The sequence below is a fragment of the Sporosarcina sp. 6E9 genome (assembly GCF_017921835.1).
Taxonomy (GTDB): Bacteria; Bacillota; Bacilli; order Bacillales_A; family Planococcaceae; genus Sporosarcina.
In genome coordinates this window covers 375,371-391,000 of record NZ_JAGEMN010000001.1, presented here as the reverse complement: position 1 = coordinate 391,000, position 15,630 = coordinate 375,371, and the positions used below count along the sequence as shown (strand labels likewise).

The window sequence follows — 15,630 nt, the reverse complement described above, 5'->3', positions numbered from 1 at the left end:
CCTCAATCTTTCATTTCCATTCAAAAGGTGTTTCTTGGTATACATAATAATTCAACCAATTCGAAAAGAGTAAATGTGTATGAGACCGCCACGTATTTAATGGTTTCTTCGTTGGATCATCATTCGGAAAATAATTCTCTGGCACATGGATATCAATGCCTTTCGCTACATCTCTTGCATATTCCTCAGCAAGTGTATCTGCATCATATTCTAGGTGACCGGTAATCATAATATGTTTATCATCATTCGACATGATTATAAATGCACCTGCATCATCGGACTCCGCTAGTAATTTCAAATTTGGGTTTCTTCTAATTTCTTCAGATGAAACAGTCGTATAGCGTGAATGCGGCGCGTTAAATTCGTCGTTGAACCCTTGTACAAGCTTCACTGTCGCATCTGATAAACGATGACTGAACACGCCAGAACATTTTTCGGGTAACTCATATTTATCAATTTCATAATGGTGATACAGCGCGGCTTGCGCACCCCAACAAATATGTAAAACCGACGTCACATTTTCTTTCGACCAGTCCATTATCTTTGTCAATTCGCCCCAGTAATTAACATCTTCGAATTGTAAATGTTCAATCGGCGCACCCGTTATGATTAACCCGTCAAATCGACGATCCTTTATATCATCAAATGTTTCATAATAATTATCTAGATGTGATTTGCTAATATTTTTAGAATTATGGGTTGCCGTGTATAAAAAAGTCACATTTACTTGAAGTGGCGTATTCCCTAATAAACGCAACAACTGTAACTCCGTACGTTCTTTTTCAGGCATCAAATTCAAAATTGCAATATTAAGTGGGCGAATATCCTGCATCTTGGCACGATCCTCATCCATAATAAATATCTTTTCTTCTTTTAACAATTGTCGTGCTGGCAATCCTTCTGGTATATTTATCGGCAAATGAACTCTCCCCTTTCACCTTTTCATTATATGTATTTATCATTTCTCAATAGTATACACTATTTTCTATTAATTCGAGTCGAGTGAAAGTTTTCTTCTAATATAATTGGAAATTACCTTCATTAATAAGTTCGATTTCACTCACTTGTGTTTTCCTTGCACTCAAAAGATTTTACTTGCAAGTCAGGATATTTCACCCGCAAAAATGATTCGAAAGTGACTTAGCACAGAAGACCACTCTAAATGACCTCCTATTTATTATGAAATTAGTTGATTGCAGTGGAGGGCGGCGACTCCCGCGGAATAAGCGGAACAGGTGAGACCCCGCAGGTAGCGTAGCGGACGAGGAGGCTCACCGGCCGCCCGCAGGAAAGCGCCGCCCGGAACGGAAATCAACGGTCCAAATATAAAAGAGTACTTGAATAAGTACTCACAAAAGTTATAAACCTCCTAGTCATCCCTCAATATCTCGTCTATCATATCCAACAAAACCAATCACAGCCGCAATAATCGCAATAACGACTAAAATCGATACTTTCATATAATCCATATCTTCAACTGGAATATTCGGAACTTGACCGAATGGCGATAAATTACCTAGCCACTCCGGAAACTGAAGTAACCCACCCAAATACACAACAATAAACGAATAGATTAAGTATAACCAAGCCAAGCCGGTCAATCTTGGAGCTGCGCCAATTAATAACGCCGCCAGACCTATCATGACCCACATAGCCGGCAGATAAATCATCGCCGCACCATAAAGCGTTCCGAACGCCAACCCTTCAGCCATCACGGCATTTCCCGCAGACCACAACCCAATTGCAGCAGATGATAGCATTATAAAGCTTGTCACAATCGACACGACAAATGAACTGCCCATCAAACGTGTCCGAGAAATCGCGCGTCCAAGAAAATGCTCTGTTCGATTCTTTTTTTCTTCTCCGATAAGTTTATACATAGCCATCAAAGCTGGAACAGTACTTAACATCGCCATAATCGACATCAGCATCGTTATGAATTGATCTGTTAACGAAAAACCTTCGACAGGCGTCAAAAGCTCTACTAACATCTCATTATCCAAGAAAAAAGACTCCAGTTCGCCAAATACAGAACCATAAGATGCACCGAGGATGAACATGCCAATTCCCCAAGCGATTAAACTTGTTCGCTGTAACCTAACCATGAGACCTAATGGACCCTGCAAAAATGTTGATGCATGTCTTCTGCCGGGCTTAGCCGGTAAAAATCCCGAACCTAAATCTCGAATCGCATTTAAGTAGAATGCAACCACAACTAAAAGCAATGCGACACCTATCGTTAATACAACTGGCCACCAATAATTATTCACATAAACTTCAGAGCTTAACACCCAACCTAAGGGTGAAAACCAAGAGAGCGTCTCATTTCCAACATCTCCAACAGCACGGACAAGGTAAGAAACGCCGAGCACCGTAAAAGCGAATCCAATTGTACCCCGTGCGTTTTCCGAAAGCTGTGCAAAAATAGCCGTAACTGCCGTGAAAAATATTCCCGTTGCACCTAAAGTTGCTCCGTATAATAACGAGCCTTCCAAATTCATACTTTCAATGTCCATTGAATACAATCCAAAGCCAATTAGGATAGCAAATAGAATATTTACACCGCTTACAACAACAACCGTTGACGCCAAATTAGACAAACGCCCCGTAGGCAGAGAACGGATCAATTCAATCCGACCATCCTCTTCATCCGAACGCGTATGACGCGCAACCAATAATATACTCATAAGCCCAAAAGCAATCGCGGTAAAGAGCAACATTTCATGAGCGAACATTGCGCCAATTGTATAGTTATCAATCCCATAGGCCGGACCTACCATTGCTGTCATAGCTGGATTTAACATTGTTTCAACAATCGACTGTCTTTGCGCTTCTGTCCCGTACAAATCTGTAAATGTCTGTGCCACTAAAAAGGTAAAGGTAGCTAACCCTACTAACCAAATCGAAATACGCAATCGATCTCTTCTTAATATGAAACGAGAAAGGGTCCCTGTTTTCGTAAACAGATGATTATTCATCAGACTGCACCTCCGACTCCTACCGAAACCCCTTCATAATGACGCATGAATAAATCCTCCAATGTCGGCGGCGCACTTTCCAATCTAATAATTCCATATTGACTTACAAACTTCATCACATCATCCAACGCTTCACCATCAATATGGATGGAATACGACTGGCCTTCTACTTCTACATCATGAACGCCTTTCACTTCTTGCAAAGCGGTCATTGGCAATTTCGTTTCAACTTGTAGATGTGCTCTCGTTAAGTGTCGCAACTCATGTAAAGAACCCGTTTCAATAATTTTTCCTTCACGAATAATCGCAACTTTATCGCATAACTTTTCAACTTCAGACAGAATATGACTTGATAACAACACGCTTTTCCCAGCGTTTTTTGCCTCTAGTATACATTCCTGAAATACACGTTCCATTAACGGATCAAGCCCCGATGTCGGTTCATCTAAAATATATAAATCCGCATCCGACGATAAAGCAGCTATCAATGCAACCTTTTGCCGGTTCCCTTTTGAATAGGTTCTGCATTTTTTAGTAGGATCCAGATCAAATCGCTTGATCAACTCTTCTCTTCTGCCTTTATTATTAGTCCCACGCAACTTTATAAATAGATCAATAACTTCCCCACCGGTCAAGTTCGGCCAAAGATTTACATCTCCAGGCACATAAGCAATTCGTTTATGAATTTCAACGGCATTTGCCCACACATCTTTCCCGAAAATTGTTGCACTCCCCTCAGTGGCCTTCAATATCCCTAGCAATATACGAATTGTTGTTGATTTGCCAGCACCATTCGGACCGATGAAGCCATAAATCTCTCCTTTTTTAACAGTTAGATTAACGTCATCCAATGCAGTAAAACTGCCAAACTTCTTAGTCAAATTGTCAATTTCCAAAATGGTCATGTCCCATCCTCCTGTTATTCATTGATAAAAAGCGGTTTTCAACACATCCACATATTCAAAAAACTCCTCAAAATAACGTTCATAATCAATTTCAGAAATCACTTGATCTTGTAACCGGCATTTCAAATTTTCTTCATATCCACGAAGTGACCACTGCACCAATTCAAACGCCTTCTTCGAATCAATATCATCCCTAAATAGCGTAAAGTCTATATTTTCATAAAGCACAGAAGCCCATTTTTCTTGCATAGCTAGAAACCTATTATTCAATCCGGTCTCAAGTTGGTCTGGATTGGTAACAAATAGTGCGGAAATGAAATTAATCACTTCTGGGTGTTTTAGAAGAAATGCCCATTTAACTTTAGATATGACTTTCAATCTTTCAAACAGATCTGTATGAGAGTAATCGACTTGCTCAAGATATTCTTTTTCCAATATTTCGAGGCAATAATCAATCAGATAGGCGTAAAGTTTTTTCTTTGATGTAAAATAATAGAACAGCATCCCTTTCCCAATTCCCGCCTCTTTAACGATTTGGTTGGTCGAAGCTTGTTCATATCCTTTGTCCGCAAACTCTTTAAGGGCAGTATTTAGAATGACTGCTTGCTTATCCACTTCTACATTTTCAAATTTTGATGTCACATTAAATTCCTCCGCTACAACTCTAGTAGACCAGAATGGTCGACTCCAGAATAACATGTACCGACCAACTTGGTCAATAACTATTTGATAGTTATGAATAAAAAAAAGAATGCCAGTGCCACAAAGTTTATTTGTGACTGACACCCTTTTTAATCGACCTTTTTCTCACTTTCTTTCAATTTATACCGAAGTGGCGGCAATGCCGTACTCGAAACTAATTCATGAATGTAAAAAGATGTAGCGTTATAACCTTCTTCAATTTTATCTGCCAGAAAATGTGTGCGTTCATAGAGAATGGAACGAAAATTATCTACTTTCCTCATCAACTTCTCCGTCAATGCTTCCTGATTTTCCAACCGACTAATCACTTCTTCTTGAAAACTTTCTTGATTCTCGATTTGCTTGACCATATCCCGTTGTAACTCCATTTGTTGTTCCATCTTAGTGGCTAATTCCGCATTTCGTTTACTTTGCGTCTCCAGCAATGTCGTGACGTCGTTTCCTAAATCCATTTGCTCAATTTGTCTATCGGCTAATTCCTGAACATCATAACCAATTCTTTTCACCCGAGTAGCTTGTAGTCGATTTTGTTTTTTTAATGACTTTTCCAATGACTGCAGGGAATTCTGCAATTCAGCATTTGCCTGGTTTTGTTTTTCGATTAATTCGGATAAATAATCTTGTTTATAAACAGCCTGATTCGGTTCTGTGAGTTTAGTTTTATTTTTATAAATGGCTGGGTGCTTTTTATGATTGATAAATAACCCCATGACTCAAAACCTCCAATCGCGTGTAATCTATCTTATGCGCGCTTATGAAAAAAGGATAAACAAAAATCTGTCATAAATCATTAAGCATTGATTCATATTGAAAAGTCGTGTATACTAACGTAACAAGCTGCATTGTTCGTATGACTATTAAGTTTTAACCTTTATACTGTAACAGGGAGTTTTACATCGAAATTGGAATGGCGTGCCTCGTTCATTATTAATGAGGACATACAGGAAAATTTCTGCGAACACCCACTTTTAGAAGTGGTGGTTTAAAACTTTCTATATAAATACGGCAGAGGCGGCTTACCTACATAAGTTACATTCAGTCAGTTTCCTGTGGAAGCTGACTTTTTTATTGATTCGGATTGGAGTGGAACTACTTTGAAACGATTAGTCATCACGGGCTATAAACAACATGAACTGGGGATATTTGATGACAAGCACCCTGGGATTGATTACATAAAGAGAGCGATTAGAAGTCGTTTGATTGATTTTTTAGACACAGGACTAGAATGGGTTATTGTCAGTGGTCAACTAGGTGTTGAATCTTGGGCGGTCGAAGTTGTTATTGAATTAAAAGAACTATATCCGGAGTTAAAATATGCGGTCATTACACCTTTCCTCGAACAAGATAAAAATTGGAACGATACAAATAAAATGAAATACAATGAAATAATCGCCAATGCCGATTACCATGTAAGTCTAACGTCGACGCCATATGAAGCACCTTGGCAGTTTGTAGAGAAAAACAAGTTTTTCCTTCGCAATTCCGACGGCATGCTTATTCTGTATGATTCTGAAAATGAAGGGTCCCCGAAGTTTATCAAAGAAGCCGCTGATCGCTTCGCGGAATCGACCGACTATCAAGTGCTCACGATTACACCGGATGACTTAAATGCGATTGCCGAAGAAGAACAAATGAAAAATTGGTATTGAAAAAGCTGCTATCCAAAAATCTTGGGATAGCAGCTTTTATTATTAATAAATATCGCGATTCCAAAACCGTTGTTTTGCAACTGCTTCTATAAAGTTCTTATCAAACTTATCGTCTTCTGAAGCAAAAACAATTCCCGGTCCTTTCTTTGCATTGGACGCTTTAAAAAACGTATTCCCGCTCGTGGCGATTCCTATAGGCTTATAATGCTTAAACGCTTCATTGATAAAGTACTCAATATCGCTTTGGAACTTCGCCTGATTAGCAGCTTTTCCCCCAACAACATAAAGCGCATCATATAAAACCGGATCTGTTGTTAGGAATGTTGCGGTGATATTCCCCCTAACATTATCCTTGCTCCGGACAATCCCTAATTTTTCGCCGATTAAATCTACATTCACGCCTGAGTTCAATAAAGCTGTAACTACCGACCTAACTTCCGATGCATCAAAACCATTTCCTATTAACACACCGACCCTCAGAGTATACGGATAATATTTCGTGTTTGCCTGACTTAGCGCGGGTGATGATTCACTAACTTTAGATTGCTCCCCCGTCGGACGATTCACACCAACGTTGTCTGCAATTATGGTGGCTAGTTCCTTATCGACATGAACAAACATATCGACAATTTGTTGCCGGACGCTTTTACTTTTCACTTTCCCGACTTCAAAGATAAACGCATCTTTAATATGCTTTTTTTCTGGAGGTGTCATACTGTTCCAAAATAATCGCGCTTGAGAAAAGTGATCCTTAAACGAATCGCTTCGGGCTTGAATGACTCTTCCTTCAACTTTCTCTTGGTAATGAACAAATCCGCCTTCTTTTGCGGTAGATGTCGAGGGTGTATTATCGGCAAGCGAGTTTTTATGGTATGCTACTTTTCCTACATTAATCTGCGTTCGATGATAACCATCGCGCTGATTATTATGGACGGGCGCAATGGGACGGTTAATAGGGATTTCCGCAAAATTCGGTCCGCCAAGACGAATTAATTGAGTATCAATATAGGAAAATAATCTCCCTTGAAGTAACGGGTCATTCGTAAAATCGATTCCTGGAACTATATTTCCGAGATGAAAGGCGGCTTGCTCTGTTTCCGCAAAATAGTTATCGACGTTTTTATTCAATTGTAACTTGCCGATAATCTTAACCGGCACAATCTCTTCCGGCCAAATTTTTGTAGCGTCAAGAATGTCGAAATCGAACATGAACTCGTCAGATTCTTTAATGATTTGAACACCTAACTCAAACTCCGGAAAATTCCCATTCTCGATGGATTCATATAAATCAACCCGGTGAAAATCCGGGTTCTTTCCCGCTATTTTCTGCGCTTCATCCCATACAAGAGAATGGATGCCAAGTATCGGTTTCCAATGAAACTTCACAAAATGTGCTTTTCCCATATCATTAACAAAGCGGAATGTGTGTACACCAAATCCTTCCATCATCCGCAAACTTCTTGGAATTGCTCGGTCAGACATTAACCACATAATCATGGCAGCGGTTTCTTGGTTATTGGCAACGAAATCCCAAAAAGTATCATGCGCTGATGAAGCCTGTGGAATTTCATTATTAGGTTCGGGTTTTATTGCGTGGACCAAATCTGGAAACTTTATGGCATCTTGTATGAAAAATATCGGTATGTTATTTCCAACCAGGTCATAGTTCCCTTCTTCTGTATAAAACTTTGTAGCAAATCCGCGTACATCTCTAACCGTATCAGCAGATCCCCGACTTCCGACAACGGTCGAAAATCTTGTGAAGGTTGGCGTTTTGGTTCCAGGTACTTGAAGAAATTTTGCTTTCGTATATTCTTTCATTGATTCATACAGTTCAAATTCCCCGTGCACCGCAAATCCTCTCGCATGTACAACCCTTTCCGGTATTCTTTCATGATCGAAGTGGGTCATCTTTTCGCGGAAATGAAAATCTTCTATTAGTGTCGGACCACGAACGCCCGCCTTTAATGAGTTTTCATCTTCTGAAACTTTCAACCCCTGATTGGTTGTCATTCGCTTCCCTTTATCCACTACCCGAAACTGATCCAGTTGCCTGTCTTTGCGATTCTCATTACCCGTTTGCTTATGTTCTGTCACAAAATCCCCTTTCATATGCACAATCTCTTCTACTATATGCAATCCCCTAAAAAAATTCTCATTACCGACCTTTTAAACACAAACCAATGTTTAATATCAGTAGAAAAGAATTGTTACAACTATTACAATTATTACATTTGCTAGCGACAAACACTTAAATGTATATATTCTAGTAGCCATGGCTACAACTATTCGTAGAGAAATAACATCTCTCCATCGCCAAGAGGTGCTTTTGGGAAATGAAAATGGGCACATGTGAACTATCGATTAGTTGATATGTCACTATTTTTAAAAACGAGGAGGAAGTTTATTAGTATGAAAAAATACATTATTGTGTTTGCGATTATTTCAACCCTGGCAATAAGCTTTGTCAGTGAACAAGTATCCGCACTACCGCTACCCATAGCCGAATTTGATGCTGATCTAGTGTTTCAATCGGAGCCGGAATCTTCAACAACCATTTATCAAGTGCAACCTGGTGATACATTATGGGCGATAGCCAAGAAGAAAGATGTGAGCGTTGAAGATTTAATATCTTGGAATAAGCTTAATAACAATCTGATTCACCCAGGTCAGGAGATTAAGATTAAGTCGATAGAGGTTAAGATGAAAGCGGTTAAGGTTAAGGCAAAAGAGGAAGTCAAAAAGTATACGGTTAAAAAAGGCGATACACTCTCGAAGATTGCTAAAGATCAAGATATTTCATTGAATGATTTAATTGTATGGAATCAGATTACGAGTTACTTAATCTTTCCAAATGATCAATTAATAGTCAGCGGAGAAAAGAGTTCAATAATAGCGACGAATATTGAATTACATCCGACAAAGATAAAAGTACCACTGGCAACGTCAACTACAACTGCATCTGCACCAGTCGTTGCGAAAGCTGCACCAGCAGTAGTGAAGGCTAAACCAGCAGCAGCAAAATCCGCACCAGTGAGTACGGGTGGACGAGAGATGACAATGACTGCAACCGCATATACTGCATATTGCGAAGGTTGTTCGGGCGTAACCTATACAGGAATCGATTTACGATCCAACCCGAACCAAAAAGTGATTGCAGTAGATCCGAACATTATTCCACTCGGTTCACGTGTCTGGGTTGAAGGCTACGGCGAAGCCATCGCAGGCGATATCGGCGGCGCCATAAAAGGCAACATTATCGACGTATTCATACAGCACAAAGCGGATGCCCTTAACTGGGGACGGCGAACAGTGAAGATAAAAATCTTAGATTAAACAAAAGCAACTATCTCCAATTGGGGTAGTTGCTTTTTTTATGCGAGTAGCCTTTTAGCCTCGCAACCTTACGTTTCAATAATAATCGGTAGAATCATCGGTCTCCTCTTTGTGCGAGCATATAAAAAGGTATCCACGTCTTTTCTAATACTTTGCCTCATAATGTGCTGACGGTTTCCATTGGCATTTTTTAGCAAAGAAACCGTTTCAACAACTAATTCATTTACTTCACTCATCAACTCTTCCGCATCTCGGCTATAGACGAAACCGCGAGAGATCGTATCTGGATCGGCAATGAGTTGGCCATCCGATTTATTTATCTTAACGACAATTACAAGCATGCCTTCTTCAGATAGAAGTTTGCGATCACGTAACACAATATTCCCCACATCCCCGATACCAAGACCATCAACGAAAACATGTCCCGCTTGAATACTTCGCGTTTGGCGAGCTGTCTTATCGGCCAAATCAACCACATCGCCGTTATTGATCACGAATATGTTCTCGCCATCCACACCAACGGCTTCAGCTAATCGTTTGTGATGGTGGAGCATTCTATGTTCTCCGTGAATCGGGATAAAATATTTCGGTTTCATTAATGTCAACATCAGTTTTAACTCTTCTTGACAAGCGTGTCCTGAAACATGCATACCTGTCGCGCTTCCGGAACCGTAAATCACATTTGCTCCTAGCAGATAAAGGTTATCAATCACACGTGACACACTTTTTTCATTTCCCGGAATCGGCGAGGATGCAAAAATAACTGTATCTTCGGGCAACACCTCTACTTGACGGAAATTCGAACTAGATAGCCGCGACAAAGCTGCCATCGGTTCGCCTTGGCTTCCCGTGCAAAGAATGACGACACGCTCGGGATCCATTCTACTTATTTCATATTTCTCTATGAGCATGCCTTCAGGAATTGTTAAGTAACCAAGTTCCGAAGCAACCGATACCACATTCACCATGCTTCGACCGAGAAGCGCAAGTTTACGGTTTGTCTTTACCGCCGCGTCGACGACTTGCTGGACTCGGTGCACATTAGATGCGAACGTCGAGATAAAAACTTTCCTGCGCGCTGTACTAAATGCCGCTTCAATATGTTCGCCTATTAATCGTTCCGAAGGGTTAAAACCTGGACGCTCCGCATTGGTACTTTCAGATAATAGAAGCAGAACGCCTTTACGCCCGATTTCGGCCATTTTATGAATATCCGCATACTCATCATTAACAGGCGTTAAGTCAAATTTGAAATCACCCGTATGGACCACTGTTCCCTGCGGTGTATGGAACACAATTCCCAGACAATCTGGAATACTATGGTTGGTTTTGAAAAACTCAACCTGTACTGTTCCAAAATCCAACTTTGAATCGCCATTAATCATTTGCAACTCAGTTTGACGTAAAAGCCCATGTTCCTTTATCCTCAGTTCGATTAATCCTAATGTTAAGCGGGATGCATAAATCGGCATATTGATTTGTTTTAATAAATACGGGATTCCACCGATATGATCTTCATGACCATGCGTGACAATCAAAGCCCGTATCTTATCCTGATTTTCCTTCAAGTATGAAATATCCTGGATAATCAAATCAATGCCCATTAATGTTTCGTCTGGAAATTTGGAACCGCAGTCAATTACAATAATGTCGTCTTCGCATTGCAATACATACATATTTTTCCCGATTTCATTAATGCCACCTAATGCAAAAATGGATATCGCGTTTTCAATTGTCATCAAGTAAAATCCTCCCACGCTAAATGAATACTTAAAGTATGCCCATGAAGAATTTTATTATAATATGGTTATTGAATGAAAAAAGCCTGCCATTCAAAATGGCAAGCTTAGATTTCCCACTATTAAATTGTCACATAACGCCTAACTGGTTTTGAAACGGTCGCTTTCTCTTCTTCTACTTGCACTCTTCCATTAAAGAAGTTGAGCGCTACCTGATTGAATTCATTATGTTTTTCGATGTTGCAAACATGACCGCATTTATCAATGACATGGACAGTTGCGGCTTTGTCTTTCACCGTATCTTCTTTAACAGGACCGATAAACATATAGTCTTGACTTCCCATAATATAAATCTTGGGAATGACATTCTTCTCAGTATCAACTAGCGGATATATCTCAGGTACTGTGGAGGCAAACTTGTACCAGCGGATGAATTCTTTCCGTCTAAGCTTTTTCGCCTCACGGATAAATAAATTCCTCGATAGTTTGTGATGTTCTTTCGGCATAAGAATCCATGCAAATAGTTTATAGAGCCACATATATGGCACAAATCCTTTAATCATATCGCCTGTTTTCAACAGCATTTTCGCCATCTTCGTAAATCGAATAATCGCGCCGCCCAAAACCATACTCTTTATACGATGTGGCGCGTGAATATGCAAACTATGCAACACGACCGAACCTAAACTAATTCCTGCAAAATGAGCTTTTTTAATCGACAAGAAATCCAAAACATTAACAACATCTTGCGCAATTCCCTCAGATGTATACTTAAGCAACTCAGGTTTATAATCAACCGAACCACCGTGACCTTTTAAATCAATGAACAGTAAATTAAATTCTTTTTTAAAATCCTTCACTTGTTTGTACCAAATATTTGAATTGCCACCGAGTCCGTGGAGAAATACGACCCACTCATGTGACGGGCTTAAAATATGCGTTTTATAATGTAACAAATAAGCACTTCTCCGTTCTATTAAATACGTTTGTAGTAATCTTCTAAGATGCTGTTATTCGAGAACGGGATCTAGCTATCCGTTTGCCTATGAAAATCACTTATACGCTTACAAACACATTAATTATTATTCACACAAAAACATTATAGCATGAACTGCGCTAAATTCCATACTAATAATGGTATACTATTGATAGTATCTATATAGAAAGAAGGGATTTTATTGAAGAATATGAAATTAGGCACTTCCGAGTTGACTGTCTCGGCTATCTCACTTGGCTGTATGCGCATGGGAAAACTATCGAAGAGTGAAGCTGCAAACGTGATACATAATGCATTAGATGTCGGCGTAGACTTCTTTGATCATGCCGATATTTACGCTGGCGGAGAATCGGAAAAGATTTTTGCAGATGCCATTGACATGAATCCGACAATTCGTGAAAAAATGTTCATACAAACAAAAGCGGGTATCCGAAAAGGTTATTTCGATTTTTCAAAGGAACATATTTTGTCGTCTGTTGACGAGAGCCTTAAACGACTAAAAACGGATTATATCGATGTTTTTCTCCTTCACCGTCCTGATGCCCTTGTCGAACCAGAAGAAGTCGCAGAAGCCTTTTCAGAATTAGAGAAAAGTGGAAAAGTACGCCATTTTGGAGTAAGCAATCATAACCCGATGCAAATCGAACTATTGAAAAAATACGTTCAACAGGACTTAATCGTTAATCAACTGCAGTTCAGTATCATGCACACAAGTATGATTGACGCTGGCATTCAGATGAACACAAAATTTGAAAATTCGATGGATCGTGACGGCAGTATTCTAGACTATAGCCGCTTGAACAATATGACTATTCAAGCATGGTCCCCTTTTCAACACGGTTTCTTTAAAGGAGTATTCATTGATCATGAACAATTCCCAGCGTTAAATGCAAAACTTCAAGAAATTAGCGATAAATATGAAGTCACCAAGTCGGCAATCGCCATTGCATGGATTTTACGTCATCCAGCCAAAATTCAACCGGTTGTGGGGACGATGAACCCTGAAAGGCTAGCAAGTATTGCGAAAGCAACAGACATCATTTTAACCCGCGAAGAATGGTATGAAATTTATCTAGCTGCTGGAAATGAACTGCCATAAGATTAAAAGACCTCTTCCAGATTCAAAACTGGTTGAGGTCCTTTATTATTTATCTACTCTGTGGTATTCAGCGACCTGAATCACCCTGACATCCTTTGTATTCAACTCATGATAAATCCCACGACTATCGGTGAATGAAATGTATTGATCACGTTCACTTTGAATACGTTTTTCAGCTTCTTCTTGTGATTCCGTATGAATAAATCTTCTTATGTAGTGCTCCTCATCAAAAAAGTAAGTCACTTTGAATTCCTTCATTACATTCACTCTCCTTCATGTTACTTGTAGTATAGCCCTCATTCCGGAAAAGTTAGAACTCAACGCAAACATCCACCAACCGGAAAATCAGATTGGTGGATGTGTAGGCGAAATAATTTATTTATCGTTCGGTTCGTCACTGCCTCTGTAGCGTTTATAAGGCAAGAGGTTCCAACTTCGGTATTCGACATCTTCCTTACGAAGAACTTTCGGCATATCTGCAAGAATCTTTTTCGCAACTTCTAGTTCCCGTTCCGCTTCGGCTTTATCTTGATACATGAATTCATCGGAAGCTGCTGCTGGTGCTTGTGCTATTTTCTCTTCCAAGTCTTGGATAACCATTTGTTGTTGAGACCGCACCGCATCCCGAGCATCTGCCACCCATTCCGGCTGAAGATTCCGGTTTGTATCTCCTACACTACTAAACTCTTCGAAAACTTCTCGGTAAATGCGTTCCGCATTGGAACGCACGTCTAAGTTCGCTTCTTCTAAATCAAGATTCGTAAGCTCTTCCACAGTTAACGGAGTCACACGCTTTCGTCCTCCTAGTCTTACTCTATCTAAATAGAATGGGAACATGCTTTTAATCGTTTTTCCGACAGGAGAAATGGCGACTTCGTTCTCGTCAAGTCCTTTCGGCTGTACCCCTTGAATTGCGATACGTGCCGACTCGGGACGCACAATTTCTTTCGGTGGCATAATTCCGTGTCGAAGCATCTCGCGGATCCCTGTGCCAGAAATATTAATACGATATTGCTCATCATGCGGACAAGATTGAACGGTTCCAGGACTATCGCATCGCGTGCAATAAAAAACCTCGTGGAATAGTCGAACATCGATACCCAACTCTGCAGGATCAAACTCGTTGAAAATAGTATGACTCGCATACTTGTCATAGTATTCGCCAATCCCAGCGTGGTCTCTCCCAATTAAGGCATGCGTACAACCATAATTTTTCATGATCAATGCGTGTAATACAGTTTCACGCGGACCTGCGAAAATATAAGTCACGCGAAGAGGTGCAAGGATTGAACGTCCTTTTGGATAATACGTATCTAACACACTACGATACGATAACATCCGGAACTCGTGCCGTGTATATTCTCGTTTTGCCATCTCAACCAATGGTTGCAACAATAAGCCATCGATTTCTTCAAGTGCGTTTTTGTGAATATACTCATGGCCCCTGTGTAATGGATTAGCGCCCGTAATAAAACCGGCAGCTGAACGAAACTTCTTCTCTTCATAAAACTCATGCCAAGTGTCTTTTGGTTCCAAACGCAGTTTTTCGAATGGTCCCCAGTCCACTCTCCGTAATAACTTAATCGGCCCGCCCAGTGACGTATCGCCCATTCTTCTATAAATAGAGTCAACTCCTGGATGATTTCGATCTGTTGTGCCAAATAGATGAGAGGCACGATATTCTTTATCATATTCAAAAATATCTTCTATTGTCATAATTGCTACTGGTTCGTTGTTTTCATCAGAAAGCGCTACTTCATCTCCAATTGAAAGTGTTTTCACTACTTCGCTGTTTCGTTTACCGATTGGAGCAAAACTTAAAGGGACAGGCCACACCAATCCATTTGCCAAGCGGCCAACAGTAAGAACAGATTTATAGTCAACTTCATTCATAAAGCCTTCATTGGGTGATAATACACCTGTCGCAATCATTTCAAGCGTAATGACCGCTTCTAGGTCCACCATAATCGCGGGTAAACTTTTTGCGCGCACTACCGCCTCTTCCAACTCAATACCTGTAAGAACCTTATCGATTAATTCCCCACCATGCGGTTGCTGAGGATAGTCCGCAAACCTATTTTTTGTTGTTGTTGTCGTTGTCATGTTTTCACTCATTCTCCCAATTCCTCTCCATTCATGCCACATGCCCTAGATTTACTAAAGGACGGCAAATCGTATATTGCTTACTAAATTTCCTTTGTCCCACAGAATCTTATCAATACCCC

At 40.1% G+C, this 15,630-nt stretch carries 13 protein-coding genes and 1 other RNA gene; 4 read left to right on the top strand and 10 right to left on the bottom strand.

The window, feature by feature from the left end; all coding sequences use genetic code 11:
- Positions 1-10: 10 nt before the first annotated feature.
- From metA to J4G36_RS02115, 5 genes are all read right to left on the bottom strand, one after another.
- On the bottom strand, positions 11-919 hold the full coding sequence (gene metA / locus J4G36_RS02135; protein ID WP_210468240.1) for a homoserine O-acetyltransferase MetA: 909 nt from the start codon (positions 917-919) through the stop codon (positions 11-13).
- A 454-nt stretch (positions 920-1,373) separates the two neighbouring features.
- On the bottom strand, positions 1,374-2,978 hold the full coding sequence (locus J4G36_RS02130; protein WP_210468238.1) for an ABC transporter permease: 1,605 nt from the start codon (positions 2,976-2,978) through the stop codon (positions 1,374-1,376).
- On the bottom strand, positions 2,978-3,883 hold the full coding sequence (locus J4G36_RS02125) for an ABC transporter ATP-binding protein (protein ID WP_210468234.1): 906 nt from the start codon (positions 3,881-3,883) through the stop codon (positions 2,978-2,980). The genes J4G36_RS02130 and J4G36_RS02125 overlap by 1 nt, the downstream gene beginning before the upstream one ends.
- An 18-nt stretch (positions 3,884-3,901) precedes the next feature.
- Positions 3,902-4,525 carry a TetR/AcrR family transcriptional regulator gene (locus J4G36_RS02120; RefSeq protein WP_210468231.1) on the bottom strand — a complete coding sequence of 208 codons (624 nt, stop codon included), beginning with the start codon at positions 4,523-4,525 and terminating at the stop codon, positions 3,902-3,904.
- A 149-nt stretch (positions 4,526-4,674) separates the two neighbouring features.
- Positions 4,675-5,295 (bottom strand): hypothetical protein, encoded by a 621-nt coding sequence (locus tag J4G36_RS02115; RefSeq protein WP_210468229.1) that lies wholly within the window; start codon positions 5,293-5,295, stop codon positions 4,675-4,677.
- A 121-nt stretch (positions 5,296-5,416) separates the two neighbouring features.
- Between J4G36_RS02115 and ssrS the strand changes: the two genes are divergently transcribed.
- Both ssrS and J4G36_RS02105 read left to right on the top strand, forming a co-directional pair.
- A non-coding RNA gene (gene ssrS / locus J4G36_RS02110) (6S RNA) lies at positions 5,417-5,607 on the top strand.
- 72 nt (positions 5,608-5,679) lie between these two features.
- Positions 5,680-6,234, top strand: coding sequence for an SLOG family protein (locus J4G36_RS02105; RefSeq protein ID WP_210468226.1), 555 nt, complete (start codon positions 5,680-5,682; stop codon positions 6,232-6,234).
- Positions 6,235-6,276: 42 nt separating this feature from the next.
- Here the strand turns inward: J4G36_RS02105 and J4G36_RS02100 are convergent, their stop codons facing one another.
- Positions 6,277-8,346 (bottom strand): catalase, encoded by a 2,070-nt coding sequence (locus tag J4G36_RS02100; protein WP_210468224.1) that lies wholly within the window; start codon positions 8,344-8,346, stop codon positions 6,277-6,279.
- 300 nt (positions 8,347-8,646) lie between these two features.
- Here J4G36_RS02100 and J4G36_RS02095 point away from each other — a divergent pair, with 300 nt between their 5' ends.
- The gene (locus J4G36_RS02095; protein WP_210468221.1) at positions 8,647-9,570 is read left to right on the top strand and encodes a LysM peptidoglycan-binding domain-containing protein; all 924 of its coding nucleotides are present in this window, start codon (positions 8,647-8,649) and stop codon (positions 9,568-9,570) included.
- Positions 9,571-9,638: 68 nt separating this feature from the next.
- Here the strand turns inward: J4G36_RS02095 and J4G36_RS02090 are convergent, their stop codons facing one another.
- On the bottom strand, positions 9,639-11,312 hold the full coding sequence (locus J4G36_RS02090; protein WP_210468218.1) for a ribonuclease J: 1,674 nt from the start codon (positions 11,310-11,312) through the stop codon (positions 9,639-9,641).
- Between the two features lie 119 nt (positions 11,313-11,431).
- Entirely contained in the window at positions 11,432-12,265 is an 834-nt protein-coding gene (locus J4G36_RS02085; RefSeq protein WP_210468216.1) for an alpha/beta fold hydrolase, read from the bottom strand.
- A 231-nt stretch (positions 12,266-12,496) separates the two neighbouring features.
- Between J4G36_RS02085 and J4G36_RS02080 the strand changes: the two genes are divergently transcribed.
- On the top strand, positions 12,497-13,405 hold the full coding sequence (locus J4G36_RS02080) for an aldo/keto reductase (RefSeq protein ID WP_483315886.1): 909 nt from the start codon (positions 12,497-12,499) through the stop codon (positions 13,403-13,405).
- Positions 13,406-13,450: 45 nt separating this feature from the next.
- Here the strand turns inward: J4G36_RS02080 and J4G36_RS02075 are convergent, their stop codons facing one another.
- Both J4G36_RS02075 and J4G36_RS02070 read right to left on the bottom strand, forming a co-directional pair.
- Positions 13,451-13,663 carry a hypothetical protein gene (locus tag J4G36_RS02075; RefSeq protein ID WP_210468211.1) on the bottom strand — a complete coding sequence of 71 codons (213 nt, stop codon included), beginning with the start codon at positions 13,661-13,663 and terminating at the stop codon, positions 13,451-13,453.
- 117 nt (positions 13,664-13,780) lie between these two features.
- Entirely contained in the window at positions 13,781-15,520 is a 1,740-nt protein-coding gene (locus tag J4G36_RS02070; protein WP_210468209.1) for a sulfate adenylyltransferase, read from the bottom strand.
- Positions 15,521-15,630 lie beyond the last annotated feature (110 nt).

Coding starts and splice junctions, on each gene's coding strand:
- J4G36_RS02125 (WP_210468234.1), bottom strand. CDS start 3,883: ATGACCATTTTGGAAATTGACAATTTGACTAAGAAGTTTGGCAGTTTT.
- J4G36_RS02130 (WP_210468238.1), bottom strand. CDS start 2,978: ATGAATAATCATCTGTTTACGAAAACAGGGACCCTTTCTCGTTTCATA.
- J4G36_RS02095 (WP_210468221.1), top strand. CDS start 8,647: ATGAAAAAATACATTATTGTGTTTGCGATTATTTCAACCCTGGCAATA.
- J4G36_RS02075 (WP_210468211.1), bottom strand. CDS start 13,663: ATGAAGGAATTCAAAGTGACTTACTTTTTTGATGAGGAGCACTACATA.
- J4G36_RS02115 (WP_210468229.1), bottom strand. CDS start 5,295: ATGGGGTTATTTATCAATCATAAAAAGCACCCAGCCATTTATAAAAAT.
- J4G36_RS02070 (WP_210468209.1), bottom strand. CDS start 15,520: ATGAGTGAAAACATGACAACGACAACAACAACAAAAAATAGGTTTGCG.
- J4G36_RS02100 (WP_210468224.1), bottom strand. CDS start 8,346: ATGAAAGGGGATTTTGTGACAGAACATAAGCAAACGGGTAATGAGAAT.
- J4G36_RS02080 (WP_483315886.1), top strand. CDS start 12,497: ATGAAATTAGGCACTTCCGAGTTGACTGTCTCGGCTATCTCACTTGGC.